Source organism: Bacillus sp. RZ2MS9, assembly GCF_001816185.2.
GTDB lineage: Bacteria > Bacillota > Bacilli > Bacillales > Bacillaceae_G > Bacillus_A > Bacillus_A cereus.
Window position 1 is genome coordinate 3,250,170 of sequence record NZ_CP049978.1, and the last position, 26,592, is coordinate 3,276,761.

Sequence of the window (26,592 nt, forward strand, 5' to 3'; positions counted from 1 at the left end):
AAGGTGTGTCTTACAAAGACATTCCTTGTGTTTTTTATATTCTTTATAAAATTCTCACTACATTTAAGCTTGCTGTAATCGCACCTGCTATAGTAGTCACATGCCCTACACCTAACGGGCCATTTTGTAATATTAATGTTGAATTGGCACTCGTCACATTCACAAGAAGTGTATTTGAAATGGCTGGTTCGATTACTACAGTTGATGTCGTTACGTTTTGTATAAAACTCCCTGTTAGTTGCGTTCCATTTAATAGCAATCTAACAGATACTGTCTCATTCCCACCATTTGCATCCCCTTGAAAATAGTAGCTTACTAAATATATTCCTGGCGTCGTTACTGTGACTGTCGTAGCACTAGTTAAAGATACACCAGTTCCATATACAGTGGATCCAGAATTAATTGGGATGTTGGCACTTGCTGCAATTGTGCTTGTTGATGTAGAAAAGAAATATCCGCCACCTGTCGATATAGCAGATGATCCTGTTGCTCCAGTTAAGCCTGTTGGACCCGTGGCACCTGTTGGGCCTGTTACTCCTGTTCCCCCTGTCGCTCCTGTTATTCCTTGTATGCCTTGTATTCCGGTCGGTCCAGTTGCACCAGTCAATCCTGTCGCTCCTGTTGCGCCGGTTGCTCCCGTCACACCTTGTGGGCCTTGAATTCCTTGGATTCCTTGTGGGCCTGTTATTCCAGTCACTCCTGTTGCTCCCGTCGGACCCGTTATCCCTTGCGAACCTTGGATTCCTTGGATTCCTTGTGGACCTGTTACTCCCGTAGAGCCGGTCGCTCCTGTTGGGCCTGTTACTCCTTGTGGACCTTGAATTCCTTGAGGACCTTGAGGACCCGTTACTCCCGTCGGACCTGTTGCTCCAGTTGCACCGGTTGGACCCGTCGAGCCAGTTATACCTTGTATGCCTTGAGGTCCAGTCGGGCCTGTTGGACCAATCGGACCTTGAATTCCTTGCAGACCTTGAATTCCCTGTGGACCGGTTGGACCTTGTATCCCTTGTATTCCCTGAATCCCTTGCGGGCCTGTTGCTCCAGTTGCACCGGTTGGACCCTCTGGGCCTTGCACTCCTTGTATTCCAGTCGCTCCCGTTGGACCTATATCTCCTTGTGGACCTTGAATACCTTGTATTCCTTGAGGACCAGTTGGACCTGTTATGCCACTCGGACCTTGTACGCCTTGCACTCCTTGAGGACCGGTTGGACCACTCGGACCTTGGATTCCTTGTAGCCCCTGTAAACCAGTTGGACCGGTCGCTCCCCTTACTCCTTGCTCACCTTGTATGCCTTGTATCCCTTGAGGGCCGGTTGGACCGATTGGCCCCTGTGCCCCTTGCACTCCTTGTGGACCAGTCGGACCGGTTGCTCCTACCGGTCCCTGGATTCCTTGTAGACCTTGCGGACCAGTCGGACCGGTTACTCCTTGTATCCCTGGTGGACCTTGAATGCCTTGATCACCCGTTGGACCCGTTGCCCCCATTGGTCCCTGTACTCCTTGCAAACCTGTTACACCAGTTGCTCCGGTCGGTCCCTGTATTCCTTGTACCCCTTGAATTCCAGTCGCTCCTGTTGCTCCGGTCGCTCCTGTTGCCCCTGTTGCTCCAGTCGGACCAGTTGGACCCCCTGGTGATCCTGCTGGACCGGTTGGACCAGTTGGACCTCCTGGTGGACCAGTTGGACCGGTTGCTCCAGTCGGGCCAGTTGCAGAACCTGTCGGACCAGTTATCCCAGTGGCTCCTGTTGGGCCAGTTGGACCTGGATCACCTTGTAAACCGGTTGGACCAGTCGGACCGATTACACCTTGCACTCCTTGTATTCCTTGTATTCCTGTTGGACCTACCTGCCCCATCTCTCCCTGGGGACCTTGTAAACCTTGAACACCAGTTTCCCCTTGTGGACCCATTGGTCCTTGCTCCCCTTGAATTCCTTGAGAACCAGTTGGCCCTGTTGGACCAATCGGACCCTGTATTCCTTGTATTCCGGTTACACCTTGTAAACCACTACCTCCTAAATTACCTTGCACACCTTGTATACCAGTATTTCCAGTTGGTCCAGTCGGACCAATTTCCCCTTGCACTCCTTGTATTCCTTGTACTCCTGTTGGGCCGGTTGGACCGATTTCTCCTTGCATTCCTTGTATGCCTTGTATTCCTGTTGGACCGGTCGGACCGATTGGGCCAGGAATTCCTTGTATCCCTTGAATACCAGTTGGACCAGTCGGACCTCTTTCTCCTTGTATTCCTTGAACACCTTGTATTCCCTGTGGGCCTCGTTCTCCCATAGGTCCTTGATTACCTTGAGAACCTTGTGGTCCAGTTAAACCAGTTGGGCCGGTTGGACCATTTTCTCCTTGCACCCCTTGCACTCCTTGTATTCCTTGTGGGCCGGTTGGACCGATTGGACCTTGTACGCCTTGTATTCCTTGCGGTCCAGTTGGTCCACCTAAAGCACCAGTTGGACCAACTGGACCAGTGGGCCCCGTAATACCTGGCGGTGGAAAAGGAATAGGTGCTTGAAACTTACTACACTTATCTTGATTCTTCACAAGCATCTCCCCCGTTATAACTAACGTATCAAACTATTTTTAATACATTTAAACTAGCTGTTATCACACCAGATAATGTCGTTACATGCCCGATAGCTAACGGACCATTTTGTAAAGACAAAGTTGTATTTGAAGAAGTAACTTCAATGACCATCGTATTCGAAACTGCTGGTTCTAATATAAAAGTACCTCCTGTAACATAAAAAATAAAACTTCCTGCGACTTGTATTCCATTTAAAGTAAGCCTCACTGAAATTGTTTCATTTCCGGCAGTTGGATCGCCTTGAAAATAATAGCTTACTAAATAAATTCCCGGCGTACTTAACGTTACAGTTGTTGCATTTGTTAAACTGACATCAGAACCAAAAACTGTAGATCCAGAATTAATTGGTATTAACGCATTCGCTGCAATTGTACTCGTTGAAGTAGAAAAGAAATAACCTCCCCCGCTAGGTAAGCCAGTCGCTCCTGTCGCTCCCGCTATTCCCAAGAAACCTATTGAACCTGCACTACCAGTTGCTCCTGTCGGTCCCACCACGCCACTTGGGCCCTGACTACCTTGTGCTCCAACTGGGCCTATACTACCACTAGCACCTGTCACCCCACTTGCTCCAATTGGGCCTTGCAACCCTTGAATCCCTTGTATACCTTGTATTCCTTGCGGACCCGTTGCACCTGTATTGCCTGTCGTTCCCGTTATTCCTTGTATTCCCGTAATCCCTTGAACACCTTGCACACCTTGTAGTCCAGTTGCCCCAGTTGCTCCTGTGGCTCCAGTTTCGCCCGTTGCTCCTGTAATTCCAACATTTCCTTGTGGGCCTTGTGGGCCTTGACTACCTTGCGCTCCTTGGACTCCTTGTGAGCCTGTTATACCGACTTCCCCTGTATTTCCTTGGGGACCTCTAATTCCTTGTGCACCTGTTGGGCCGATAATTCCTTGCACTCCTTGTATTCCTTGCACTCCTTGCGCTCCTGTTGGACCCGTTATTCCTTGTAATCCTTGAGGACCTTGCAAACCAATAGCTCCTGTCGGTCCTATTATTCCTTGCACTCCTTGAGGACCTTGGGCACCTTGTGTACCTGTCAATCCGGTAGTCCCTTGTATCCCTTGAACACCTTGAGGACCTTGTGTTCCAGCTGCTCCTGTTTCCCCTTGAATTCCTTGAACTCCTTGTATACCTTGTGCTCCAGCAGGACCAGTTGCTCCTCGGATTCCTTGTGTTCCTTGAGCTCCTTCCGCTCCTGTAACACCAACTGGACCAGCTATCCCTTGTATTCCCACCATTCCTTGTGCACCTGTTGGACCTATCACACCTTGTATACCTTGAATACCTTTAGGACCTTCTGCACCAGTTGGACCAGTTACTCCCAGCGGACCTTGTATTCCTTGAGAACCTTCTGCACCAGTTGGACCTGTTATACCTTGGTTACCTTGAGGACCTTGTGCTCCTTGTACTCCAACTGCTCCAACTACACCTTGGGAACCTTGCGCTCCCCTTACACCTTGAGAACCTGTTGGACCTGTTATACCTTGCACTCCTTGCGCTCCAATTTGTCCTATCCCTCCGCTTACACCTGTTGAACCGGTCGCACCCGTTGGACCTGTTGGACCTCCTGGTGGACCGGGTGGGCCAGCTGGTCCAGTCACCCCACTAGAAGGGAATTGGACCGGTCACTCCCGTCGGACCGCCCGGTGGTCCTTCTGAGCCTTGAGTACCAATACTACCCGTCGCTCCTGTTATACCTCTTATTCCCTTTATCCCTTGAAAACCTGTTGCTCCCGTTATACCTTGTATTCCTTGCACACCTTGTGGTCCTTGTAAACCTATTGCACCTGTTATCCCCTTTATTCCACTTATACCTTGGGCACCTTGCATTCCAGTAGAACCAGTTGGACCCACTTCACCTTGTATTCCTTGAGCTCCTTGTGGGCCTTCTTCTCCAGTAATTCCTTGTATACCTTGGAAGCCGTCTTCTCCTTGTATACCAATAGCCCCTTGCTCTCCTTGTATTCCTTGAACACCTTGAGAGCCTTGTGGACCAGTTACACCCGCGACTCCAGTTATGCCTCTCTCTCCCTGCATTCCTTGTGCCCCTGTTTGTCCTCGCTCACCTATTTCCCCTTGTATTCCTTGTATGCCTTGTATACCTTGACTACCAGCAGGACCCGTAGCTCCTTGTATTCCTTCTAATCCTTGTACTCCAATATCACCAATTAGACCTTGGTTACCAATTAATCCTTGAGCACCTTGGAGACCAGTTGGGCCAGTTATACCTTGCTCTCCTGTATCACCAATAACCCCTTGTATTCCTTGTGCTCCTGTTGTCCCTCGGGGACCTTGTATCCCCCTGATACCTTGAGGACCTTGGGGCCCAGTTGCTCCCGTCGGTCCAGTCACCCCTGTAGGACCAACAGGACCTTCATGCCCTCCAGTTGGACCGATTGGACCACTATTACCTGTCGGACCCGTTGCTCCTATAAGCGGAAGAGGCAGTGCCACTCCAAATTTTTTGCAATTTCTATGATGACGCACAACAATCCCCCTTCCCCAAAATAATTACACCTTTTATATGAAATGCATTTTTATAAGAAAAGTACACATTTAACCTGAATTTTATTAAAATAAAGAAGCCTATCATTTGTTTGAAATGATAGGCTTCTTTTATAAAAACAGTTTATTTTCTAGCTTTAATAATAAAAGTAGTCGGCACCATTCTAGCTTTATATAAAGAATAATACTTCGTAGACGGCTCAGCTAGTTCTCCATCAAACGAGCTTGATGGTTCAGGCTCTTCTATTCTCTCAATTTTAAATCCCGCTCTATTTAACTCATTTATGTATGTACTTATTTTTCTCTTATATAATGTCGCTTGTACATTTTCTCCTTTAAATGTTTCAAACGTAATGGGCGTTTCCTCATGATAAGAAGACTTTATAGCAACTTCTTCTGTACCATACTGTAAGTTTGAATATATGGGATGCTCCCAGCTAAAAATAAAACTTCCTCCTGGCTTTACATACGAATAAATCAATTCCAACGTTTTTCTTAAATCCGAAGTCCAGCCTAATGCATAAATGGAGTATACAATATCAAAATAATCTTTCGGTATATCCCCTTCTTCTTCCATTGCTCCACATATTAACTTTGGATTCCAACTCTTTAACGTTTCATTCGCTATTTTAATTTGTTCACTTGAAAGATCCAGGCCCCATACTTCCTCTGCTCCATGTTCCCCCATATATTTCAGCGAATGCCCACTTCCACATCCAATATCAAGTACCTTTTTATCTTTAATTGAATCGAACAAATGAATCTCATCTTCAGACGCCGTATAAGGACCATATTTCGGTAAACAATCCACTTGAAAGAAATAAGGTGCAACTGTATCCCAACACTTTTTATTTAAAGCTAACATTTGTGTACCTTTCATATGCTACATTCCCCCATCCATTTTCTTCCCCACTATTAATTACACATCATAACCCGTTCTTCCTTTTCTCTTCGCCCGGTAGTTTTTCACTTTCGCAATCGTACCGCATGCTCTTCCTCCTTCTTCTCCAGCATACATACCGCACCATCTTTTACTTCCATTTCGCGAATAATCATAAAATACCCAGCGACAATCTGGACATGCTTTTAACCTTCCCCACACATTTTCTTGAATTGACATTAACACAATGCTTAACACTTTTGTATACACATTCTCTTCATATACTGGTTCATATGTAATACCTTTCATATCATCCTTTATATGTACATGAAATGGGTATTTCTCTAACCATTTTTGTAATGATCCTTCGCCTTCAATTGTCATCCGAATATCTTCTCGAAAACCTCTTAATTCCTCTATCGTATGAAATGGAAACTCTTCATCAAAATATTCTTTCATAAAGAGCTTTATATCTTCTTTTGTTTGCAGCAAATCAATTGGCTCTCTCGTATCGTTTGGTATTCTCCATGTATTTAAAAATTCCCGAATATATTCTAGTTCATTTGGAGCGTTTTGATTCAATTCGATCCACCTTCTTCTTAAAATTTACTTTTTTCTGACTTTATGTATAATTATAGTATAAAATAGTTAACCATCAAATAATTTTACTGGTTACATAATTAGGAGGATTTCTATGAAAGGTTTCTCAACACCGATACGTTTCATGCTTATTTCTTCATTTTTTATGTCTTTTGGGTATTTTGCAGTATACGCATTTTTAGCTATTTATCTATTAACCTTTCTTCATTTTTCTGCTGTCCAAGTAGGAACAGTGTTGACGATTATGACAATTACATCACGAGTTATCCCATTATTCTCAGGGTTAATTGCTGACAAAATAGGCTATATCATTATGATGATAGCCGGATTATTTTTAAGAGGAGTCGGATTTATCGCTTTAGGAATATGCTCTGATTTCTATACAATTTCTATTTCTTCTGCACTTATTGGCTTCGGAACTGCATTTTACGAACCTGCCGCTCGCGCTATATTTGGCTCACAGCCAGCTCATTTGAGAAAAAATTTATTTACATATTTAAACCTTAGCTTTAATTGCGGTGCAATAATCGGACCAATTGCAGGAGGATTCTTACTCTTACTCGATCCACTCTACGCTTTCTCTCTAACAGGATCTCTTATGCTGTTATTTGCTTTTATTTTTTACTTACTTAAAAATCACTTCCAAGTCACTACTGAAAACACGTCTATTACATTAGGAATACAGGTCATCTTACAAAACAAATCTTTCCTTCTGTTTTCCTTTATCATGATTTTCTTCTATATTATGTTTACTCAGCTTACTGTCGCACTTCCACTTCATATGAAAAACATTAGTAATAGCAATCAACTTGCTACACTCGTTATTACGATAAATGCGATAACAGGCGTCATATTTATGGTATTATTCCGAAAATTATTCCACAAATACAACACACTTTCGATTATTAAATACGGTGTTTTATTAATGAGTATTTCCTTTTTACTCATTCCTTTATTTCAACACCCATATTGGCTCTTTATTTGTGTAATTTTATTTACAATCGGTGAAACACTCGTATTACCTAACGCTGATATTGCTATTGCAAATTACAGTAATGAATCATATACAGCCACTTTCTTCGGATTTTATCAACTATCACTCGCATTTGGTTTTATCATTGGTAATTATACCGGTACATCTTTTACATCCAACTTAAGCAGAATGTATACACCATGGCTTATTTTTGGCGGAATAGGACTTATTGGTTTTATTTCACTACATATTTTGAATATAAAAAAAGTGGCCTCTAAAGAGGATATACACCTATGTAATACAAGCGACCTATAACGAAAAAGATTCGACCATCATATGTGACAGTCGAATCTTTTTATTTTTCATATTCAAGGTGATTATGTCTTTTACAACCAAATAAATAGCAAGCCCCTATATGATCAGTTTCAAACTCTAATCCTGGAACGTATCCAGATTTGATACGTTCTACCATTGTTTTATAACAATTATTCTCTTCTGTATATTCCTCAATTAACTCTTTCTTATCATTTTCTGTCCAGTTTTCTTCTACTTCTTCACTCTGAACATCTTCTATTTCTGCTGTTTTCACTTCGATAGATTCCCGTATAACTTCATTTATACGGGAGAAATTATTCGTTTTATATAGAGCATACACAAATCTACCAATCCAATTAGGACTTTTCCAGCATTCTTTATATCCCTTTTCGAACCATTCAATTGCTTCTTTATAGCAATTCAATTCAACATATAAATCTGCTACATTAATTTCCCCTAAAAAATTATCAGATTCCCTGTTAAAAGTATCTAACTTCTCTTTTGCTTCTGTCGTTCGTTCTAAATCAATTAAACATTTTACATAGCTATACATGATATAGTCCGAATCCCCTGCAACTCGTAAAAAAAATTCCGAAGCTTTTTCCAGCTCTCCAAGGTTATAATGAGCTACAGCTACATTATGATATGCTTCATCCGATGGTTGAATCGAAATAGATTTTTGTAATACTTCTTTCGCTTCTGTCCATTTTTCTTGTTTCATGTAAATGTCCCCTAAGATGTTATAAGGAAAGTATGAAGAAGGATTCAACTTAACAACTTCTCTTATTAATTCAAGAGCTTTATCATCATTCTCTTCCTCATAGAAGTACATCCAAGCAAGATTATTGAGAGATTGTACGTCTCTAGATTCATGTACTGCTTGTTGAAACAGTTCCATTGCTTCCTCATATTTATTTTGTTCAAACATTTCAATTGCCTTCTCGTTAATGTTCAAATAACTACCTCCGAAGTGAATAAATTCATCTACGCTTTATCATTATTTTAAGATGTAAAAATTGAAATTTCTATAAAAAATTTCTTTATCCTGTCTACATTTCGATTGAAATAGAAGCTAAAACACACGAATTTACAACAATAAATAAATTTTTCAGTCTCTCTTACATTGGATATACAGCCTTTTTTAATTTACATATTATGGTACAATAAAAAGAGTACTAACTAAACATTTACGCTCCACACTAGTAATCTAGCAATACCAAAATCAAAATTCACATGGAATTGAGGGATGTTATGAAACAGAAATTAGCTGTTCTTCTATTCACTGGAATCATATTATCAGGATGTTCAACTATAGCAGAGAATTCTTTAGAAAGCGGGAAAGGCAGTATGGAATTATTAACACCAACGATCACAGCAAAAGATAATGAATTAGAAATTAAAACTAAAGGCATTGATGAAAATAAAGTAACTTTTATTTATGTTGCTAATAAAAAAGTGTTGGAACAAAAACTAAAAAATGGTGAATCCTACAAGCTTAACATTAAAGATATCGAACACGCTCATAGGACAGACTACAAACCAAAAGTTCAACTTTTCCAAACGAAAGATGATAATGATGATGGAGAAATGGTAACCTTCAAACAAGTTAGATATACAGTTAAAAACTGATTTTAAAGTTGTTTCATTATAAATGTAACGAACGAAAATATACTTTTAACAGTAGATAAATGTAGGGGGTGCTAACATGAAAAAACGATGGATTTCTTGGTGGATTGGTAACATATTTTGGATTATCGTTTTTGGAATATGGGCCGCTATTATTTGGCTACGAGATGTTGATGGTGCTGGTGTTATTCAAACACCTGAAATTAAATCAATATCACTTATCGTTTTATTAATTGCGTTTATCATACCGGTATTTTTTCAAATTATATGGCTAATCATTAATTTGAGAATGAGTAAAAAAAATAATTATACGATTTAGTTTTTTTGAATTAACAGATCAATATTTTTCATAAAAAAAGAGAGGAATCTACATCAAAATAGATTCCTCCTTTTACATTTGGACTTATACTGCACTTTTACTGCAGCACTACTCCTCTTTTTTACGATGCATGTTCATCTTTCTTCTTCATTAACGCTCTTTTCTTCATCGCCTTCGTTAAATATCCACCCTTAAACGAGCGAATTTCATACGAAGACATAAACGCTTTCGGTGCAATTTCATTAATGATTTCTAAAAGCTCTTTCTCTCTAGAACGCTTTGCGACGATATCTAAGCGATAACGTATAGAATTAATACCTTCGCCTTCAAATACTGTAACGCCAAATCCAGAGTGACGTAACTCATCTACTAATTCATTACAACGGTCTAGTAAACTAACTTGATACGTAATATAACCAATTGCTAATTTATTCTCTATATAACCGCCTAATAACAGTCCCGCACTAAAGCCAATGACATAGGCAACGATGTTCATCCAATTTGATAAATCTTGAAACACAATACCTAAACTGACAATGTAAATAGCTCCTTCTAACAATCCAACACCAGCAGCGGATCTTGTTTGATTCTTTACAAGCAAAATCGTACGGATTGTTAAAATTGGAACGTAAATAATTTGTAGCACAAAAATAAGTAGCGCTTGTAACATTGGTATCCACCTCTTTCAAAAAGTCTTTTGTCATAATAACATACATAACCTTTAGAAATCGATGGGTTTTTTAAAAAATTTTTATTATTTTTCATACTATTGAAAAACGTAAAAAAGAAGCGTATTATATTTGTCGTTAATTTGTTTACTTGTATCAAATCACTAAAATAAAAAAGGAACCCGATTAGGTCCCTTTCATCATAGCTCTATGTTTTTCGAAGCATGTTCCCTTTGCTTCTCTTCTTCTTTCACTAACTGCATATTTGCATACGCTAAATTTGCAATCATTAAAAAGTGGCCACCTAAAATACCTGTACCGAATGCCCACATTTCCATCTCATGCTCAATTTCATACATGATGATAGCTCCTAAAATAGCAGCTGCAAATCGGTTTAAAACTCCTAATCCAGGAGCCTTTTCCTTCATTACGATACTTTTTCCGAGTTTCTCCACTCTGCGAGCTAATAACCAAAGACAATAGGCGCTTACTGCTAATCCAATACCGAACCCTGTCACTTGTTTTCCAAACGGAGTAATCGTCCACATAAGTAGTAAACCACTAAAGATCACATACAATTGTAATCGATATACACGTAAGGCTTCTTGAATCAAAATATCCGCTCCTAAGTTCTCATTTTTTGTACTTTAGAAGAAAAGCAGCAACTTACACAGTTGCTGCTTTCTCTTCTTCTTGCTCTTGTTCCATTTTACGAATTTCAACACGTTTAATTTGGTAAGCGTCTTTTTCTAACACTTTAAATTCATAACCTTCCGCCTCAACGTGTTGTCCTTCTTCGATTTCATGATTTTGCATCATAATCCATCCACCGATTGTATCCACATCATCTTCTTCAATGTGTAATCCAAATAAATCTTTCACTTCTGAGATAAGCACTTTTCCATCAACAATGATATGTTGCTCGTTCACATGTTGGATTGGTGGTGCTTCATCTTCATCATATTCATCACGAATTTCGCCGACGATTTCCTCCAAGATATCTTCAAGCGTTACAATTCCGGCTGTTCCTCCGTACTCATCATATAAAACAGCCATCGGAATTCGCTTCTTCTGCATTTGAAGTAATAAATCGTGAATTGGAGTCGTTTCCATCACTTCAATAATCGGACGCATATACGAGCGAATAGATGATAAATCTTTTTGATCCTCGGTCATATATCGAATAAAGAAATCTTTTACGTTGACCATACCGATAATATCATCTTTATCTTCTCCAAAAATCGGATAACGTGTGTATCGCTCATTTTGGATTACTTTCATGTGTTCTTCTACTGAATCTTCCAGGTAGAAACCAACGATTTCTGTTCGCGGTACCATAATCTCTTTTGCAATACGATTATCAAATTCAAAAATGTTATTTACATACTTGTATTCAGCTTGATTAATTTCGCCACTTTCATAGCTATCTGAAAGGATAAGACGTAATTCTTCTTCTGTATGAGCTACTTCATGTTCTGAAGCTGGCTTTAAACCGAATAAACCAGTTATCACACGAGCTGAACCGTTCAATACCCAAATAAATGGATACATTACTTTATAGAACATCATTAATGGACCTGCCAATAATAACGTTACCCTTTCAGCCTTTTGAATTGCCATCGTTTTCGGAGCTAATTCCCCTACTACAACGTGTAAATACGTCATAATCATAAAAGCAAGACCAAATGTTAATACTGATGAAATAGAAGGATTTAAGTTCCATTTCTCAAATAACGGGTGTAATAACTTTTCAATTGTCGGTTCACCTAACCAACCTAATCCCATAGCTGTAACTGTAATACCTAATTGACAAGCAGATAAATATTCATCTAAATTTGTTGTTACCTTTTTCGCTGCTAAAGCACCGCGTTTTCCTTCCGCAACAAGCTGATCGATACGACTTGAACGTATCTTTACAATCGCAAACTCTGCTGCTACGAAAAATCCAGTAAATGCGATTAAAATCGCAACCATGACTAAATTAAATATTTCCAATGAATCCCCTTAGTTAAAAAACTAAGGTGTCCACCTCCTGTATACTATAATGTTTTCTTATTTGTTTGTTAGAAAACATAGCCCGATACAAAAATTAAAGAGGTCGGATTTCACTTATTCTATAATAATAGAGCAAGTGTCTGTATTAAAGCTGTCGTTTGACCTGATAAAGATTTCGATATTTTTTCACGTTGTGAATCAGTCAATTCATCTAAAAGCGGCTTTAACTCAGTAAGCTCCACTTCTAATTGATGAATATGGTCTGTCACTTCATTCACTTGTTTCGAAACGTGTTCATTGATACCGAGCAGCTTCTTCTTCTCCTCGATTTTCTCTTTAATCTCACAAAGCGGCATATGCATTTCTTTGCACTTCTCAATAAATTGTAATGTCTCAAATGCTGTTTCGTCGTAATAGCGATAATTAGATTGAGATCGCTCCGCTTTTAAGATACCTAGATTCGTATAATAATCAATCGTTCGTTTCGACACGTGAGCCATGAGAGCCAACTGTCCGATTCGATACACCTTCCCAACGATCTTCCCCCCTTGTTTATATTACTTACATCATACAACACATAAACTGTACAGTCAAACGTGACGGTTTATTATTCACAATTTATACAAAATTCCAATCTCCTCCTATGATGATTCAATACGAGTAATCTACACTTATACAATAAAATTACTAAACTACTACCTAATCACTACATTGTCTGCCACTTTTAACCTTTCTTATTTAAAAGCATATCCTACTAATAATGATTGCTTGTATAGGAGGGAATTAATATGAAAAAGACAATCATTTCTCATTTTTATAATGAAGAATACCTACTTCCATGGTGGCTTATGCATCACACGAAAATATTCGATCACGGCATTTTAATTAATAGAGGGTCTACAGATCGTTCCGTAGAGATTTGTAAACTATTAGCACCCCACTGGGAGGTACGAAATTCAAGATTTCTTGAGTTTGATCCAACTAATACTGATATTGAAGTGATGGAAATTGAAAGAGAAGTTTCAGGTTGGAAAATCGTTTTAAATACTACTGAATTCTTTTGTTGTAATAATACTGAAGAATTTTTTTCATCTCTTCATACACTAGGCCAAAACATGTATGCGATTAGAATGATTTTAATGATAGATAATCATAATTATAATTATTCAAAGCCTAGATATTCTATCCCCTTAGTAGAACAGCGATACCACGGTGTCTTCCCTTATAACCCAAATCTCGGATGTGCTTGGAGATTTATTCACAATCATCTAGACGGTGCATATTTACCTGGTAGACATCATTCGCGGCACGGATATATAATTTATGACTATCCTTCATTTATTTTAAAATTTTATTTTAGCCCTTGGAATGAACAATCAAAGGCAAGAAAATTACAAATTACACCTACCCTTTCAAAAAGGGGTGTTCAAATGGGACTTCAAACACATTACGGTCAATCTTCTGAAGTACTGGACATACGTTTTTTAGAGCTTAGTAACCTAACACAAGACCTCCGTCATAACCCTGAATATCAAAAATTATTTCCAAAATTCAAACCGTAATATTTTCTGCATCGTCATCACCTCAAACATTTTCATTCACTTAATCAAAAACAATCTCATTTGCATAAAACATGAATACTGTATAAATAATAAATTTTTATTTTAGGAGGAAAAAATGAAAGCTGTTATTCTTGCTGGTGGGTACGGTACAAGAATTGGGGAAGAAACACATTTAAAACCGAAACCTATGATTGAAATTGGAACAAAACCCATTCTATGGCACATTATGAGTTTGTATAGTCATTACGGGATTACTGAGTTTATTATTTGCTTAGGCTATAAAGGATATGCAATTAAAGAGTTCTTTCTAAATTACAACTTACACATGTCTGATTTCACAATACAGTTAAACGATAATACAATTACTAGCCATTCTCATCGTGTAGAACCATGGAAAGTTACACTAATCGATACTGGTGTAAATACCGAAACGGGTGGCCGAGTGAAAAAGATTCAAAATTATGTCGGAGACGAACCTTTCTGCCTCACTTATGGTGATGGATTAAGTAATGTAAATATAAAAGAACTTATTACATTCCATAAAAAACATGGAAAAATGGCTACTGTTACTGCCGTACAACCTCCTGGTAGATTCGGTTCTCTCATATTAGATAAACAGTCTGTAACATCTTTTCAAGAAAAACCATTAGGTGATGGCGGATGGGTTAACGGTGGATTTTTCATTTTAAATCCTGAAGTTTTCAATTACATTAGTGGAGATAAGTCTGTTTTTGAAACAGACTCTTTAGTTCAGTTAGTAAATAAAAATGAATTGGCCGCATATCAACATTCTGGTTTTTGGCATCCGATGGATACATTGCGCGATAAAAATAAATTAGTCGAGCTATGGGAAAGTAATAACGCTCCGTGGAAGGTTTGGTAATATGGCTTCATCATCTTTTTGGAATAAGAAAAAAGTATTTATTACGGGACATACTGGATTTAAAGGCTCCTGGCTCACCCTTTTCTTAAGTTCTTTAGGTGCAGAAGTAGTAGGCTTTTCTTCTCATCCCCCATCCATTCCTAACATTTTCGAACAAGGTAACGTAGCAAAAGAGTGCACGACAATGAAAGGCGATATTACAGATTACCATTCTTTATTTCATGCCATGAAGCAGCATAAACCTGACATAATATTTCATTTAGCAGCTCAGCCAATCGTAACCGCTTCATACAAAAACCCTATCGATACATTCAAAACGAATGTTTTAGGTACTGTTCACGTGCTAGAAGCAGCAAAGTCCGTCGAAAGCGTACGTGCCATTATTAATGTGACAAGCGATAAATGTTATGAGAATGACGGTAGTGGCGACCGAGCGTTCGTGGAAAATGACCGACTAGGAGGTTTCGACCCTTATAGCGCTAGTAAAGCTTGCGCTGAAATAGTGGCAACATCCTATCAAAAATCATTCTTCCGCACTAATACCCAGAAACTCGCCTCAGTCAGAGCTGGTAACGTCATCGGCGGTGGTGATTGGGCAGAAGATCGATTATTCCCTGATATCATTCGGGCATATTTGCACAATCATACTTTGTGTATTCGAAACAAATATGCCGTCCGTCCGTGGCAACATGTTTTAGATCCTCTACATGGCTATATCCTTTTAGCTGAGAAACTTTGGAATGATGCTAAATATGCAGAAGCGTGGAATTTCGGCCCAATGAATGAACCTAACAGAACCGTTCATGATGTCATTGAATCTGTAATAAAATTATGGAATAACCCACTAACAATCATTTCCTCCTCTACAAATACTCCTTATGAATCACCTGTTTTAACACTCGATAGTACAAAAGCAGTAAACAAACTCGGCTGGACTCCTAAGTTATCAACAGATGATTCTATCGCTTGGACTGTTGATTGGTACAAAAAATATGCATCTGGTGAAAATATAGAATCTTTCACACGACAACAAATCGATGCATTCAAAAATTTATAAAGGGGCTATAAAATGGAACAGAAAAAATGCCGTTTTTGCCACTCATTACTAACCAACACTTTTTTAGATTTGGGCGTTTCCCCTCTCGCTAATTCATTTGTAGCTCCTGAAAGCTCATATAAAATGGAACCTTTTTATCCGCTGCACACATTTGTTTGTCACTCTTGTTTACTCGTACAGCTAGATGAATTTGAATCCCCGCAAAATATTTTTCATAACTATTTATACTTCAGCTCTTACTCCTCAAGTTGGCTACTACACGCTAAACAATATGTAGAAATGGCGATTAAGCGTTTCAACTTAACGAAACATTCAAAAGTGATTGAAATCGCAAGTAACGATGGGTACTTATTACAATACTTTAAAAAAGAAAATATCGAGACATTGGGAATTGAACCCGCGAAAAACGTAGCAGAAATTGCTATCAAAAAAGGAATTCCTACTCATGTGAATTTTTTCAGTAATGACTTAGCAAAAAAATTGCCACAAGCTGATTTAATCGTCGCAAATAACGTATTAGCACACGTTCCAAACTTGCATGATTTTGTTGCCGGTTTAAAAACACTATTAAAACGTGATGGCACGATAACAATCGAATTCCCGCACTTATTAAACCTTATATCCTTTAACCAATTTGATACCATCTACCATGAACACTTCTCCTACTTCTCACTTATAAGCCTTCAAAAAATTTTAGCTCATCATCATTTACAAATTGTTGATGTAGAAGAGCTTTCAACACATGGTGGTTCATTACGTATTTTTGTAAACCATCTAAGTTCCCAATCCACTATCCATTCCAACGTTACAAACTTACTCCAAAAAGAAGTCAATCACGGACTCGATACATTAGATTGCTATCTCCTTTTTTCTAAACGAGTGGAACAATTGAAAATAAATATTTTAAAGTTTTTTATCAAAGCAAAAGCTTTAAACAAACAAATCATCGGCTACGGCGCTCCGGCTAAAGGAAACACCCTGTTGAATTATTGCGGGATAGGTAAAGAATTTCTAGCTTATACAGTAGATAAAAATCCTCACAAACAAAATCTCCTTTTACCAGGAACTCGTATTCCAATAAAATCTCCAGCAGAAATTAAACGTACAAAACCAGATTACATTCTTATACTTCCTTGGAATTTGAAAGACGAAATTATGAAAGAATGCTCTTTCATTCGTGAATGGGGCGGTAAATTTTTAGTGACAGTTCCAGAAGTTGAGGTGATTGAGCCATGAAGAAAGTTGTTGTAACAGGTGGTAGTGGCTGGATAGGTAAATATGTTGTACATTCACTTATACAAAAGGGATACGAAGTGCACGCCACGTATAATAAAAATAAACCCTCTCACCTCCCTTGCCACTGGCATAAAGTAAACTTGCTCCGCAATGACGAAGTAAAACAATTCATTTACGACGTTCAGCCTAGCCATCTCATTCACCTTGCTTGGGAAGCAGTACCACCAGCATGCTATGTATCTATTAATAATTACTATTGGCTAAAGTCTAGTATTTCATTGATTCAGCACTTTACAACATGCGGCGGAAAGCGTGTTGTCGTTGCAGGTACTGGCGCAGAATACGAATGGTTTAACGGCATATTATTTGAAGATTCACCGCTCCTTTCCTATAAAACCCCGTATTCTTTATGTAAAAATGCACTGCACTCCTGGCTAGAAACGTATGCACAACAAACAGGCCTCAGCATGTGTTGGGGCCGCATTTTTCATATGTATGGACCTCACGAACAAGGTAATCGGCTCGTTTCTAACATTATCACTTCCTTATTAAAAAACGAAGAAGCACTATGTACACATGGAAAACAATCGAGAGATTTCCTCCATGTGAGTGACGTCGCTGACGCTCTCGTAACAATATTAGAACACGGCGTTACAGGCACCATCAATATCGCTTCTGGTCAATCTGTACAAATTAAAGAGTTAGCTTCTATCATTGCTAAAAAGATAGGAAAAGAACATTTAATTAAACTAGGTGCAATCCCTTTCTCTAAAGATGAACCTTTATTTGTCGGGGTTAATGTAGAACGTTTAAAAACTGAAGTAAACTGGAAACCAACATACGATCTAAATACAGGAATAGAAGAAACAATTTTATGGTGGAAATCATTTATACAAAAACATAACGATATGCATCATTAAAACGTAAATCCTTCGTTCCTCTCGCTAATTCCTTATACCATTCTTCTAATCTTTCCGGCGTAACAATATGATGCGTACCCATTCCTCCATGCTTACTAGCTTCAGAAAGAGTCGGACCAATTTGTAACTTTCTCTTTCTCATCGCATCATTCCACGGACTAAACCCAAACCATAATATACAGGCAAGAGGTGGATAAATCATCGATTCATGCGCAGATAAATGTCTTCCAACCGTATAACTTCCATGCTCATGATTATGAATAAATCTTCCCCTTCTCCATAGTCTCCACTCCTCTGGTAAATAACCATGAAATCGCTGTTTCATTAAAGGTATTCCAAAGTTAAGTTCCGGATAATTATAGTTAGGATCATCGACCATAATAAGCCCTTCTAGCCAATACATCCTACCTCCCAATTCATCTAGTGATTTCCAAAACTGATTTTTATCTTGCATGCAAAGAAACTCAGTCGTATTTAAAATCATTTTCCATCCTTGTACTTCTTGTTCTATCCTCATCACTTCATGATCTGTCGCATATGCATCAAACTCTGGATTTACAGAATCTCGCACTTCCCAATGCGGTGCGAATTTTTTACAAATCTCAACGGAACGATCTGTTGAACCTTTATTAATTAAAATACCATGATCAAAAAGTTTCGTATGATGCATAAGCCACCATGGCAATAAATATTCTTCATTGTAAAAATGCGAAATAACGGTTGTAGTTATAATAATCTCCTCCTCTTTCTCTATTAATCTACTTTTTATCCTACAACCAATATACTCATAAGCAAAAATATGTTTCCTAATTATTGATCAAATATTATTATTAATATTTTTGTAAGTTTTCCTTTGGTACCCAGCCCTTCTCACCATCTCTTCCTTCGCCCCAAACCCATCCATTGAATTCTTCTAATCCAATCACTCTTTCTCCAATACTCACATTTAATTCTTTCGCAGTATATTGTTTTATAATAATTCCTGTTCCATTCATATCTTTTTTTATAATTTGCTCCGGAACCCATCCTTTCCGGTCATATTTCTCTTCGTGACAAAACATCCAGTTTTCCCAGTTTTCCGGACCAGCGTAACTCTCTATCATTTTCACTACATCCCCCTCTTCTAAGCGAATTGGATTAGGATAATTGCTAACATGTGATTTTATAACGATATATTTCATAACAACCTCCAATAATCAGAAAATTAAGTTATAATATCATTATAACTTAAAGAGGAGGAATGCACGCATGTACTACAACACTTCATTCGAAAACGATCAACCTGTAGCCCGTCTATAAACTAAGACGGGCAATCATATAACACATACACTACGCCTCGTCTTAGGGAACTCATAATACCCTAAAAATAGACGGAGGTACTTTACATGAAACAAACAATTTTAGGAGCTATATGTTTATCACTAGCAGCAAGTATATGGGGTGGTATGTATGTTGTTAGCAAATACGTACTCGATTTTATCCCACCACTAACACTCGTTTGGCTACGCTTTATCATTGCTTTTGTTGTTTTGTATGGCATTTTGAAACTAGCTGAGAAAAAGCAAAAGAAAAAAGTAACCATTCGCAAAAAAGATTGGCTCCTATTCGCTTGGATTGGATTTATCGGCTATTTCATTTCGATCACATGCCAATTTATCGGAACAAAATTATCCGACGCTCATACAGGCTCGTTAGTTACATCAGCTACACCTGCATTTATGGTTATATTTGCAGCGCTCATTTTGAAAGAAAAACTAACCGCTCGTAGACTTTTATCTACTATAATAGCGACAATCGGCGTCATTATCGTAATCGGGTGGGATATTGAAATTGGCTCCTATTTTATCGGAACAATCATTTTAGTTGGAGCCGCTATTACGTGGGCTTTACTATCTATTTATGTAAAGATCGCTTCAATCCAATTCTCATCCTTAGTTATTACAACGTATGCCATATTCTTTTCACTCTTTTTTATTACACCCTTTATGATATGGGAACTACAAACATCCTCTATCGGAACAGTAAATACGTACGTAATATTAGGCGTATTATACTTAGGTATTGTTTCAACAGCAGGTGCCTTTTTCCTTTGGAATAAAGGATTAGAATTAATAGATGCAAGCATCGGTTCCTTATTTTTCTTCTTCCAACCTATTGTTGGATCATTACTTGGCTGGCTCTTATTAAATGAGACATTAAATAGTAACTTTTTTATTGGCGGTATTCTTATTATATGTAGCGTTTTCATTACTACTTTTGAAAAGAAATAAAAAGCAGGCAGAGATTTTTAGTCTCTGCCTGTTCGCATTATTGGATCTTGATCGTGAAAACCAATACAAATCGGTATATTACTTTGCACTTCACTACGTACACTTATAAAACTACACAGCGTTTTAGCAATTAAATATAAAGTTACACCGACTGCTTTTTCACTTGTGTCAAAGCCATTTCCATTATACATATCTGCTAATTCTACAGACCCCGGCCCCTCAATATTATATGTCCATTCAGATGCCCAATCATCGTCCTCTTCTTCAAGTGGAATATATTCCTCACAAATATAAAACTGACTATCCCATTCGTTATCAAGGTCATACTCAAAATAAATCGCTTTTGATTCTTCATTAGTAGCCATTTCTACAGCTGAATCCAAACCTACTCGAATACTTTCCTTATATGACTCTAAATCAATTGCTTTAATTCGTTCTGCATATTCTGCAGACGCTAACATGCTACAAATTTCAAAATACTTCGCTTCTATTTGCTCTACTGCTAACGAAAAGACATCCTCTTGCATCTCTTCTAAATACTGAAATATATCCACACTAAACACTCCTCACTCTTTACGCACTCCAATGCGATGGACGGGATAACATTTTCGGTAATTTCGTATGCTTATTCCCTTTCGCTGCGTTAATTTGAACTTGCGTCAGAAAAATACTATTTGTAAAATCAGCCCCGCGAATATCTGCATCTCTTAAATCTGCTCCGATAAGATCTGCTCCTCTTAAATTTGCTCCATTTAAGTTAGCCGCAATTAAGTAAGCACCCCTTAAATTTGCACCTTGTAAATTTTTCTTTTTCAAATTTGCTCCCATAAGATCTGCTCCGCGGTGAATGATTCGTTTCTTACGTGCAGTATTCATTTCCTTCCATACTAATTCGCTCGTTTCTAAAAGAAGAATGTTCACCTCTGCCCTATGCATTGGAACATTTATTTTCATTAACTCATCTGGATTTAAATTCGAAAGTCGCTCTGTCTCCTCAATTGCGGTCTCCAGCTCTTTATGAATTGGCTGTGTTGCCTTTAAAAGAATCGCCTCATTCAAATACCAAAGCATTTCATGAAGTTGATGCATAACTGGAAAAGCATCGTACATTTTTCTTGCATGCTTTGCATCTTTCCGCCAATCAATCCCTTTAAACGTACCCTGAGAAATCTTCTGTCCAGCACCGAAACACTCAAATACTGTACAACCTTTATAACCTTTTCCTCTAAGATTTTTATGTATACTACATTTAAAATCTGATTGTAAGTTGGAACATGGTTTACCACCATCTTTATTCACTGCAAAATCTACCGATGCTGCGAACGGTAATGCAACGCAACATAGACCGAAGCATTTTTCGCAGTTTGCTTTTAAATGATCGTTATGATTAGTCAAAATCTATACCCCCTGTTGTCTTTTGACTATTTCATAATATTCCAACTGTAATAAATAATCAATTTTAAAATAAACCAGCATCTTTCGTTTCAATTCATAACTTTATCATTCGATTTCCTTTCAATTGAAAAGGACTATTTCTATTTAATGAATTATAATTAAATTATAAATTTTCTAACTAAAAAGGAGACTTATTATGGCACTAGAAATGAAAACAAACTGTCAAATTTGCGATCAATCGCTCGAACAAGATTCTGAAGCATACATTTGTGTATATGAATGTACATTTTGCGCACCATGTACAGAAGAAAGACATAACGTTTGTCCAAACTGCGGCGGCGAATTAGTACGTAGACCGAAAAAGAAATAATAAAAAGCAAAGCGATATCGCTTTGCTTTTGTTTAGGCATCTGAAATTATATATTTAAAAACTTCACACAAACAGGCTCTGGCACAACAACATCAGATTGTAAAAGTGTTAACTTACCTGTAGATTCATCTCTTGAAAATAACACAAGATTATGTGACTTTTCATTTGTAGCAACAAGGAACTTTTCAGTAGGATCTAATACAAAGTCTCTTGGCCAATTTCCTTCTGTAGATGTGTGTTCAACAAATGTAAGCTGACCTGAATTTTGATCTACGCTATAAACAGCGATACTATTATGACCACGATTACCTGCATATACAAAGCGGCCGTCAGAAGAAATATGGATAGCACTGCCTTGACTATTTTCATCAAATTGTTCTGGAAGAGTAGAAATATACTGTAATTCTGTAAAGGATCCTTCTTCCGAGTTATATGTTAGCGCAATAACCTCTGAACTAAGCTCCGTCATTACATAAGCGTATTTTCCATTTGGATGAAAAGCAATGTGTCTTGGTCCACTTCCCGGATTCACAGACAGGCTATTCACTTCTATTAATGCACTATCTTTTACTTCATACGTAATTATTTTATCTATCCCTAAATCAACGCCCACTACATATTTTTCATCAGGAGTGTACCCCGCGTAATGTGCATGTGGTTTTTCTTGTCTTTCTTTATTCGGACCTGAACCTTCATGTGCCATAATAGATGAAGCAGGATTTACAGCTCCATTTTCTTCATTTATTTCAAAAGACTCAATCGTTCCTTTATGGTAATTTGCTGTAACTACTGTATGATTTCCACTATCAACACTAATATGACAAGGAGAAGCCCCTTCTACTACTTGTCTATTTTTCGCTTTTAGTTCTCCAGTATGACTATCAATGGAATACGCAGCTACACCGCCAGATTCGCCTTCCTTAACAACAGAATAGAGATATTCATTATTTCGGTTAATCGTTACATATGTAGGGTTATCCAGCTTAGCAGTAAGTGTTACATTACCAATTTTTTTTGCTTCCGTGTCTAAAATAAACTTATATATTCCTTCGCTATTTTCTTTCGTGTAAGTCCCAACATATCCGATAAACTCTTTGTTATCCTTCATTTTCATAACCCTCTCTCCCTATATTTTCATTCATCATACTTTTTAAAATATTTTATGTTGAAAGAGTATCCTAAAAAATCGGAGTACCTCTTTATACGTTACCATATTTTCTTGGTAAATAGCTTTTAAACCCACTTTTTTTGATACGCTGCTATACTTTCATATTCTTCTTCCAATTGACGGGACAAACGGATATAGATTGGCGTTAAATCTTTATATTTTTCCACACTTTCCATGTTTGGCTCATGATGAAAATCTGCACCTACCATTTCAGAAACTACGGATAATGTATCTATTTCACCTAAACTATATAAACCGAGGATTGCAGCTCCTAAGCAAGAGCTTTCGAAACTTTCCGGAACATATACGTCTTGATGGAAAATATCCGCCATCATCTGTCTCCAAAGTTCCGACCTTGCAAAACCGCCTGTCGCTTGAATTTTTTTCGGTTCGCCAATTAGTTCTTTTAAAGCGAGAAGAACTGTATATAAGTTATAAATTACTCCTTCTAAAACAGCACGTATCAGATGTTCTTTCTTATGATGCAATCCGAGTCCAAAGAAAGATCCTCGCGCATTTGCATTCCATAAAGGAGCCCTTTCCCCCGCTAAATACGGGTGAAATAATAAACCGTCAGATCCCGGATTCACTTTTGCTGCTATTTCAGTAAGCACCTCATATGGATCTTTTCCTAAGCGCTTTGCAAGTTCAATCTCTGAAGTGCCCAATTGGTCACGAGCCCACCTGAAAATCATACCGCCGTTATTAACTGGTCCACCGATTACCCAATGGTCTTCAGTTAACGCATAACAAAAAATTCTACCTTTTGGATCTGTTACAGGACGATTTGTTACAGCACGTATCGCACCGCTTGTACCAATGGTAACAGCCACAACGCCAGGATCTATTGCATTTACACCTAAATTAGATAGTACTCCATCACTCGCTCCTACTACAAAAGGCGTAGAAACAAGTACATTCATCTCTTTGGCAAGCTCTTCATCTAATCCTGTTAAACTGTGCGTTGTTGGAACAAGTTTAGAAAGCTTTTCATCTGTAATTCCCGCAACATGTAAAGCCTCTTCATCCCATTTTAAAGATTTCAAATTAAACATCCCTGTCGCTGACGCTATAGAATAATCAATTACATACTCTTTATATAACTTGTAAAAAACATATTCTTTAATAGAAATGAATTTATAACTTTTTGCGAATAACTCTGCCTTCTCATTCTGTAGCCAAACTAATTTCGAAAGCGGTGACATAGGATGAATTGGTGTCCCAGTACGAAGGTAAATTTCATGACCATTCATATCATTCTTTATTTTCTCCGCCCAGCTTGCACTTCTATTATCTGCCCAAGTAATACATCCCGTTAATGGATTCCCCTTTTCATCTACAGCAATGAGACTATGCATTGCCGAACTAAAAGAGACACAAAGAATATCACTTGGCTGTACACTACTTGATCGTATAGTTTCTTTAATCGTATTTATTACTGCACGAAAAATTTCTTCTGGGTCTTGTTCCGCTGTTTCAGGCGTAGGAGAATATAAAGGATATTCAATTCCATGACTAGCAATAACAGATCCATCAGTAGAAAATAGAACTGATTTTGTACTAGTTGTCCCAATGTCTACACCAATCATATATTTTGAGCTCACCATTTCTTCCTCCTAACAAAAAATTGTTACAGTATCCCACCATAAAAATACATTCCTTTTATCTATTGATAACGTTGTATGCCACAATTATCTAAATAGAAACATCTTTATCTTAAACAAACATATCGAGTAGTAAAACGCCTCCAAAAGCGATAAATGAAAGTAACGTTTCTAATACTGTCCATGTTTTAAATGTTTCTTTCACTGTTAAACCTAGGTATTCTTTTACCATCCAAAAACCAGCATCGTTTACGTGTGAAAACATTAATGCTCCTGCACCTGTTGCAATAACGAGTAACTCTAAGTTCACACCTGTTGTATTTTCAACGATTGGCGAAACGATACCCGCTGCTGTTGTTAAAGCGACTGTCGCTGACCCTGTCGCAATTCGAATTAATCCTGCTACTATAAATGCTAATACAATTGGAGATAGTGCTAAATGCTCAGACATTTGAGCAATAGCATTCCCTACGCCACTATCGATAAGAATTTGCTTAAATCCCCCTCCAGCACCAATAATCGCAACAATTGAACCGATTGGTAATAAGCTATCTTCTGTTACCTTCTTAATAGCCTTTTTATCGATACCTTGGCGAAATCCAAGAAAATAAAACGCTGCAAAACATGCAATCAATAGTGCAATGATAGGACTACCGATTAATGTGACAGTCTTCATCAAAGTAATAGAAAGGGGCACATAAGGAGCTGCTGCAGCTAAAACCATTAACATAACAGGTAACAAAATAACTAAAAATGAAACTCCTATTCCTGGTAATTTCGTTGATTTTGTATTTACACGAATCAATTCTGGCTCATTTTCAGGAATTACACGTTTGTGAATCCATTTCGCAAATATAGGACCTGCAATAATCGCTGCAAAAAATGTAATAATGAGTGAATACAATAGTACCTTCCCAAGATTCGCTTTATAAATACCAATTGCAACGATTGCCCCTGGATGCGGAGGAACAAGGCCGTGTACGACAGATAGCCCAGCAATTGCTGGTAACGCTATCAATAAAATATTTTGTTTCGTAGTTTTATGAATTGAAATTACTAACGGCAGTAATATTAAAATACCTACTTCAAAAAACACCGGAATTCCAATAATAAAACCTGCAATTAACATAGCCCATGGTAAGTTTTTTATCCCAAAGGATTTAATAAAGAACTCTGCCACTTGCATTCCAGCACCTGACTCTGCCATCATTTTCCCTAAAATTGTACCTAATACTAAAATGCCTACTAAATGTCCTAGAACACTTCCGACTCCCGTTTCATAAGCACTCACTATTTTATCCATTGGCATTCCAGACATAATTGCTAAAAACAAACTTGCAATCGTTAAACTAATAAACGCATGCCATCTCCACCAAGATACCCCTAAAATAACAATTACAATTGATAATAATGTAATCATTAAAAGGTACATATTCATACTCAATCCCCCTTTATGTAAACCCTTTCGTAATTACTATATAATTAAAAGAACCTATATAGTTCTTACTTGAGTAAAAGATACCTTTACATATTGCTATACACTTAAAAGCATCTTCACATCATAATGATTTATATAAAAAGAATCTCCCTTATTAGAGATACACTATAACTCATCTCTCTAATAAGGGGATTTCTCTTTAATAATTAT

General features: G+C 37.9%; 25 protein-coding genes and 1 pseudogene. 10 read left to right on the plus strand and 16 right to left on the minus strand.

From position 1 onward, the window contains the following. Positions 1-43 precede the first annotated feature (43 nt). The 4 genes and pseudogenes from BHV55_RS16600 to BHV55_RS16615 form a co-directional block, all read right to left on the minus strand. A complete protein-coding gene (locus BHV55_RS16600) occupies positions 44-2,557 on the minus strand; it encodes a BC_3345 family exosporium-associated protein (protein WP_070756800.1) in 2,514 nt (837 codons plus the stop codon). A 22-nt stretch (positions 2,558-2,579) separates the two neighbouring features. Then, a pseudogene (locus BHV55_RS16605) lies at positions 2,580-5,085 on the minus strand (collagen-like protein). A 142-nt stretch (positions 5,086-5,227) separates the two neighbouring features. After that, the gene (locus BHV55_RS16610; RefSeq protein ID WP_000679180.1) at positions 5,228-5,983 is read right to left on the minus strand and encodes a class I SAM-dependent methyltransferase; all 756 of its coding nucleotides are present in this window, start codon (positions 5,981-5,983) and stop codon (positions 5,228-5,230) included. A 39-nt stretch (positions 5,984-6,022) separates the two neighbouring features. Continuing rightward, positions 6,023-6,565: a CGNR zinc finger domain-containing protein gene (locus BHV55_RS16615; RefSeq protein WP_070756802.1), complete on the minus strand. Its 543-nt coding sequence runs from the start codon at positions 6,563-6,565 to the stop codon at positions 6,023-6,025. 112 nt (positions 6,566-6,677) lie between these two features. Between BHV55_RS16615 and BHV55_RS16620 the strand changes: the two genes are divergently transcribed. After that, positions 6,678-7,871, plus strand: coding sequence for an MDR family MFS transporter (locus BHV55_RS16620; protein WP_000675760.1), 1,194 nt, complete (start codon positions 6,678-6,680; stop codon positions 7,869-7,871). Between the two features lie 40 nt (positions 7,872-7,911). Here the strand turns inward: BHV55_RS16620 and BHV55_RS16625 are convergent, their stop codons facing one another. Then, positions 7,912-8,826 (minus strand): tetratricopeptide repeat protein, encoded by a 915-nt coding sequence (locus tag BHV55_RS16625; protein ID WP_001024466.1) that lies wholly within the window; start codon positions 8,824-8,826, stop codon positions 7,912-7,914. A gap of 278 nt (positions 8,827-9,104) precedes the next feature. On the opposite strand from BHV55_RS16625, the gene BHV55_RS16630 reads away from it, so the two are divergent. Both BHV55_RS16630 and BHV55_RS16635 read left to right on the plus strand, forming a co-directional pair. Then, positions 9,105-9,500 carry a hypothetical protein gene (locus tag BHV55_RS16630; RefSeq protein WP_002024430.1) on the plus strand — a complete coding sequence of 132 codons (396 nt, stop codon included), beginning with the start codon at positions 9,105-9,107 and terminating at the stop codon, positions 9,498-9,500. Between the two features lie 76 nt (positions 9,501-9,576). Next, positions 9,577-9,816: a DUF3923 family protein gene (locus BHV55_RS16635; protein ID WP_000747679.1), complete on the plus strand. Its 240-nt coding sequence runs from the start codon at positions 9,577-9,579 to the stop codon at positions 9,814-9,816. Positions 9,817-9,937: 121 nt separating this feature from the next. On the opposite strand, the gene BHV55_RS16640 is transcribed toward BHV55_RS16635, so the two are convergent. From BHV55_RS16640 to BHV55_RS16655, 4 genes are all read right to left on the minus strand, one after another. After that, positions 9,938-10,486: a DUF2179 domain-containing protein gene (locus BHV55_RS16640; protein WP_000938438.1), complete on the minus strand. Its 549-nt coding sequence runs from the start codon at positions 10,484-10,486 to the stop codon at positions 9,938-9,940. A gap of 198 nt (positions 10,487-10,684) precedes the next feature. Beyond that, entirely contained in the window at positions 10,685-11,098 is a 414-nt protein-coding gene (locus tag BHV55_RS16645) for an ATP synthase subunit I (RefSeq protein ID WP_000613876.1), read from the minus strand. Positions 11,099-11,150: 52 nt separating this feature from the next. Continuing rightward, complete coding sequence (locus tag BHV55_RS16650; protein WP_000402258.1) at positions 11,151-12,479, minus strand: hemolysin family protein; 1,329 nt, start codon at positions 12,477-12,479, stop codon at positions 11,151-11,153. 119 nt (positions 12,480-12,598) lie between these two features. After that, positions 12,599-13,006 (minus strand): MerR family transcriptional regulator, encoded by a 408-nt coding sequence (locus tag BHV55_RS16655; RefSeq protein WP_000285634.1) that lies wholly within the window; start codon positions 13,004-13,006, stop codon positions 12,599-12,601. A gap of 261 nt (positions 13,007-13,267) precedes the next feature. On the opposite strand from BHV55_RS16655, the gene BHV55_RS16660 reads away from it, so the two are divergent. From BHV55_RS16660 to BHV55_RS16680, 5 genes are all read left to right on the plus strand, one after another. Continuing rightward, positions 13,268-14,041: a glycosyltransferase family 2 protein gene (locus BHV55_RS16660; RefSeq protein WP_070756804.1), complete on the plus strand. Its 774-nt coding sequence runs from the start codon at positions 13,268-13,270 to the stop codon at positions 14,039-14,041. Positions 14,042-14,156: 115 nt separating this feature from the next. Beyond that, complete coding sequence (gene rfbF / locus BHV55_RS16665) at positions 14,157-14,924, plus strand: glucose-1-phosphate cytidylyltransferase (protein WP_000648805.1); 768 nt, start codon at positions 14,157-14,159, stop codon at positions 14,922-14,924. Position 14,925: 1 nt separating this feature from the next. Beyond that, the gene (gene rfbG / locus BHV55_RS16670; protein ID WP_048568361.1) at positions 14,926-15,981 is read left to right on the plus strand and encodes a CDP-glucose 4,6-dehydratase; all 1,056 of its coding nucleotides are present in this window, start codon (positions 14,926-14,928) and stop codon (positions 15,979-15,981) included. Positions 15,982-15,993: 12 nt separating this feature from the next. Further along, positions 15,994-17,217 carry a class I SAM-dependent methyltransferase gene (locus BHV55_RS16675; protein WP_000435772.1) on the plus strand — a complete coding sequence of 408 codons (1,224 nt, stop codon included), beginning with the start codon at positions 15,994-15,996 and terminating at the stop codon, positions 17,215-17,217. Next, the gene (locus BHV55_RS16680; RefSeq protein ID WP_070756806.1) at positions 17,214-18,137 is read left to right on the plus strand and encodes an NAD-dependent epimerase/dehydratase family protein; all 924 of its coding nucleotides are present in this window, start codon (positions 17,214-17,216) and stop codon (positions 18,135-18,137) included. Before BHV55_RS16675 ends, BHV55_RS16680 begins: the two co-directional genes overlap by 4 nt. Here the strand turns inward: BHV55_RS16680 and BHV55_RS16685 are convergent. Together BHV55_RS16685 and BHV55_RS16690 are read right to left on the minus strand one after the other, a co-directional pair. Then, positions 18,106-18,906, minus strand: a complete 801-nt coding sequence (locus BHV55_RS16685; protein WP_071686365.1) for a glycosyltransferase family 2 protein — start codon at positions 18,904-18,906, stop codon at positions 18,106-18,108. The genes BHV55_RS16680 and BHV55_RS16685 overlap by 32 nt on opposite strands. Positions 18,907-18,967: 61 nt before the next feature. Continuing rightward, positions 18,968-19,318, minus strand: coding sequence for an SH3 domain-containing protein (locus BHV55_RS16690; protein WP_000875282.1), 351 nt, complete (start codon positions 19,316-19,318; stop codon positions 18,968-18,970). A 204-nt stretch (positions 19,319-19,522) separates the two neighbouring features. On the opposite strand from BHV55_RS16690, the gene BHV55_RS16695 reads away from it, so the two are divergent. After that, complete coding sequence (locus BHV55_RS16695) at positions 19,523-20,407, plus strand: DMT family transporter (RefSeq protein ID WP_000814735.1); 885 nt, start codon at positions 19,523-19,525, stop codon at positions 20,405-20,407. Between the two features lie 17 nt (positions 20,408-20,424). Here BHV55_RS16695 and BHV55_RS16700 read toward each other — a convergent pair whose 3' ends face one another. After that, a complete protein-coding gene (locus BHV55_RS16700; protein WP_000350930.1) occupies positions 20,425-20,961 on the minus strand; it encodes a hypothetical protein in 537 nt (178 codons plus the stop codon). Positions 20,962-20,980: 19 nt separating this feature from the next. Then, on the minus strand, positions 20,981-21,802 hold the full coding sequence (locus tag BHV55_RS16705; protein ID WP_000181432.1) for a pentapeptide repeat-containing protein: 822 nt from the start codon (positions 21,800-21,802) through the stop codon (positions 20,981-20,983). Positions 21,803-21,998: 196 nt separating this feature from the next. Here BHV55_RS16705 and BHV55_RS16710 point away from each other — a divergent pair, with 196 nt between their 5' ends. Further along, positions 21,999-22,172, plus strand: a complete 174-nt coding sequence (locus BHV55_RS16710; protein ID WP_001162788.1) for a DUF1272 domain-containing protein — start codon at positions 21,999-22,001, stop codon at positions 22,170-22,172. Positions 22,173-22,218: 46 nt separating this feature from the next. Here BHV55_RS16710 and BHV55_RS16715 read toward each other — a convergent pair whose 3' ends face one another. From BHV55_RS16715 to gntP, 3 genes are all read right to left on the minus strand, one after another. Continuing rightward, complete coding sequence (locus tag BHV55_RS16715; protein WP_070756808.1) at positions 22,219-23,286, minus strand: lactonase family protein; 1,068 nt, start codon at positions 23,284-23,286, stop codon at positions 22,219-22,221. Positions 23,287-23,405: 119 nt separating this feature from the next. After that, on the minus strand, positions 23,406-24,947 hold the full coding sequence (gene gntK / locus BHV55_RS16720) for a gluconokinase (protein ID WP_070756810.1): 1,542 nt from the start codon (positions 24,945-24,947) through the stop codon (positions 23,406-23,408). 109 nt (positions 24,948-25,056) lie between these two features. Further along, entirely contained in the window at positions 25,057-26,382 is a 1,326-nt protein-coding gene (gene gntP / locus BHV55_RS16725; RefSeq protein WP_001057613.1) for a gluconate permease GntP, read from the minus strand. Positions 26,383-26,592: the final 210 nt, after the last annotated feature.

Excerpts from the sequence above, each read along its gene's own strand:
- BHV55_RS16600 (WP_070756800.1), bottom strand. The coding sequence starts at position 2,557 with ATGCTTGTGAAGAATCAAGATAAGTGTAGTAAGTTTCAAGCACCTATT.
- BHV55_RS16610 (WP_000679180.1), bottom strand. The coding sequence starts at position 5,983 with ATGAAAGGTACACAAATGTTAGCTTTAAATAAAAAGTGTTGGGATACA.
- BHV55_RS16620 (WP_000675760.1), top strand. The coding sequence starts at position 6,678 with ATGAAAGGTTTCTCAACACCGATACGTTTCATGCTTATTTCTTCATTT.
- BHV55_RS16630 (WP_002024430.1), top strand. The coding sequence starts at position 9,105 with ATGGAATTGAGGGATGTTATGAAACAGAAATTAGCTGTTCTTCTATTC.
- BHV55_RS16635 (WP_000747679.1), top strand. The coding sequence starts at position 9,577 with ATGAAAAAACGATGGATTTCTTGGTGGATTGGTAACATATTTTGGATT.
- BHV55_RS16640 (WP_000938438.1), bottom strand. The coding sequence starts at position 10,486 with ATGTTACAAGCGCTACTTATTTTTGTGCTACAAATTATTTACGTTCCA.
- BHV55_RS16660 (WP_070756804.1), top strand. The coding sequence starts at position 13,268 with ATGAAAAAGACAATCATTTCTCATTTTTATAATGAAGAATACCTACTT.
- rfbF (WP_000648805.1), top strand. The coding sequence starts at position 14,157 with ATGAAAGCTGTTATTCTTGCTGGTGGGTACGGTACAAGAATTGGGGAA.
- rfbG (WP_048568361.1), top strand. The coding sequence starts at position 14,926 with ATGGCTTCATCATCTTTTTGGAATAAGAAAAAAGTATTTATTACGGGA.
- BHV55_RS16675 (WP_000435772.1), top strand. The coding sequence starts at position 15,994 with ATGGAACAGAAAAAATGCCGTTTTTGCCACTCATTACTAACCAACACT.
- BHV55_RS16680 (WP_070756806.1), top strand. The coding sequence starts at position 17,214 with ATGAAGAAAGTTGTTGTAACAGGTGGTAGTGGCTGGATAGGTAAATAT.
- BHV55_RS16690 (WP_000875282.1), bottom strand. The coding sequence starts at position 19,318 with ATGAAATATATCGTTATAAAATCACATGTTAGCAATTATCCTAATCCA.
- BHV55_RS16695 (WP_000814735.1), top strand. The coding sequence starts at position 19,523 with ATGAAACAAACAATTTTAGGAGCTATATGTTTATCACTAGCAGCAAGT.
- BHV55_RS16710 (WP_001162788.1), top strand. The coding sequence starts at position 21,999 with ATGGCACTAGAAATGAAAACAAACTGTCAAATTTGCGATCAATCGCTC.
- BHV55_RS16715 (WP_070756808.1), bottom strand. The coding sequence starts at position 23,286 with ATGAAAATGAAGGATAACAAAGAGTTTATCGGATATGTTGGGACTTAC.
- gntK (WP_070756810.1), bottom strand. The coding sequence starts at position 24,947 with ATGGTGAGCTCAAAATATATGATTGGTGTAGACATTGGGACAACTAGT.
- gntP (WP_001057613.1), bottom strand. The coding sequence starts at position 26,382 with ATGAATATGTACCTTTTAATGATTACATTATTATCAATTGTAATTGTT.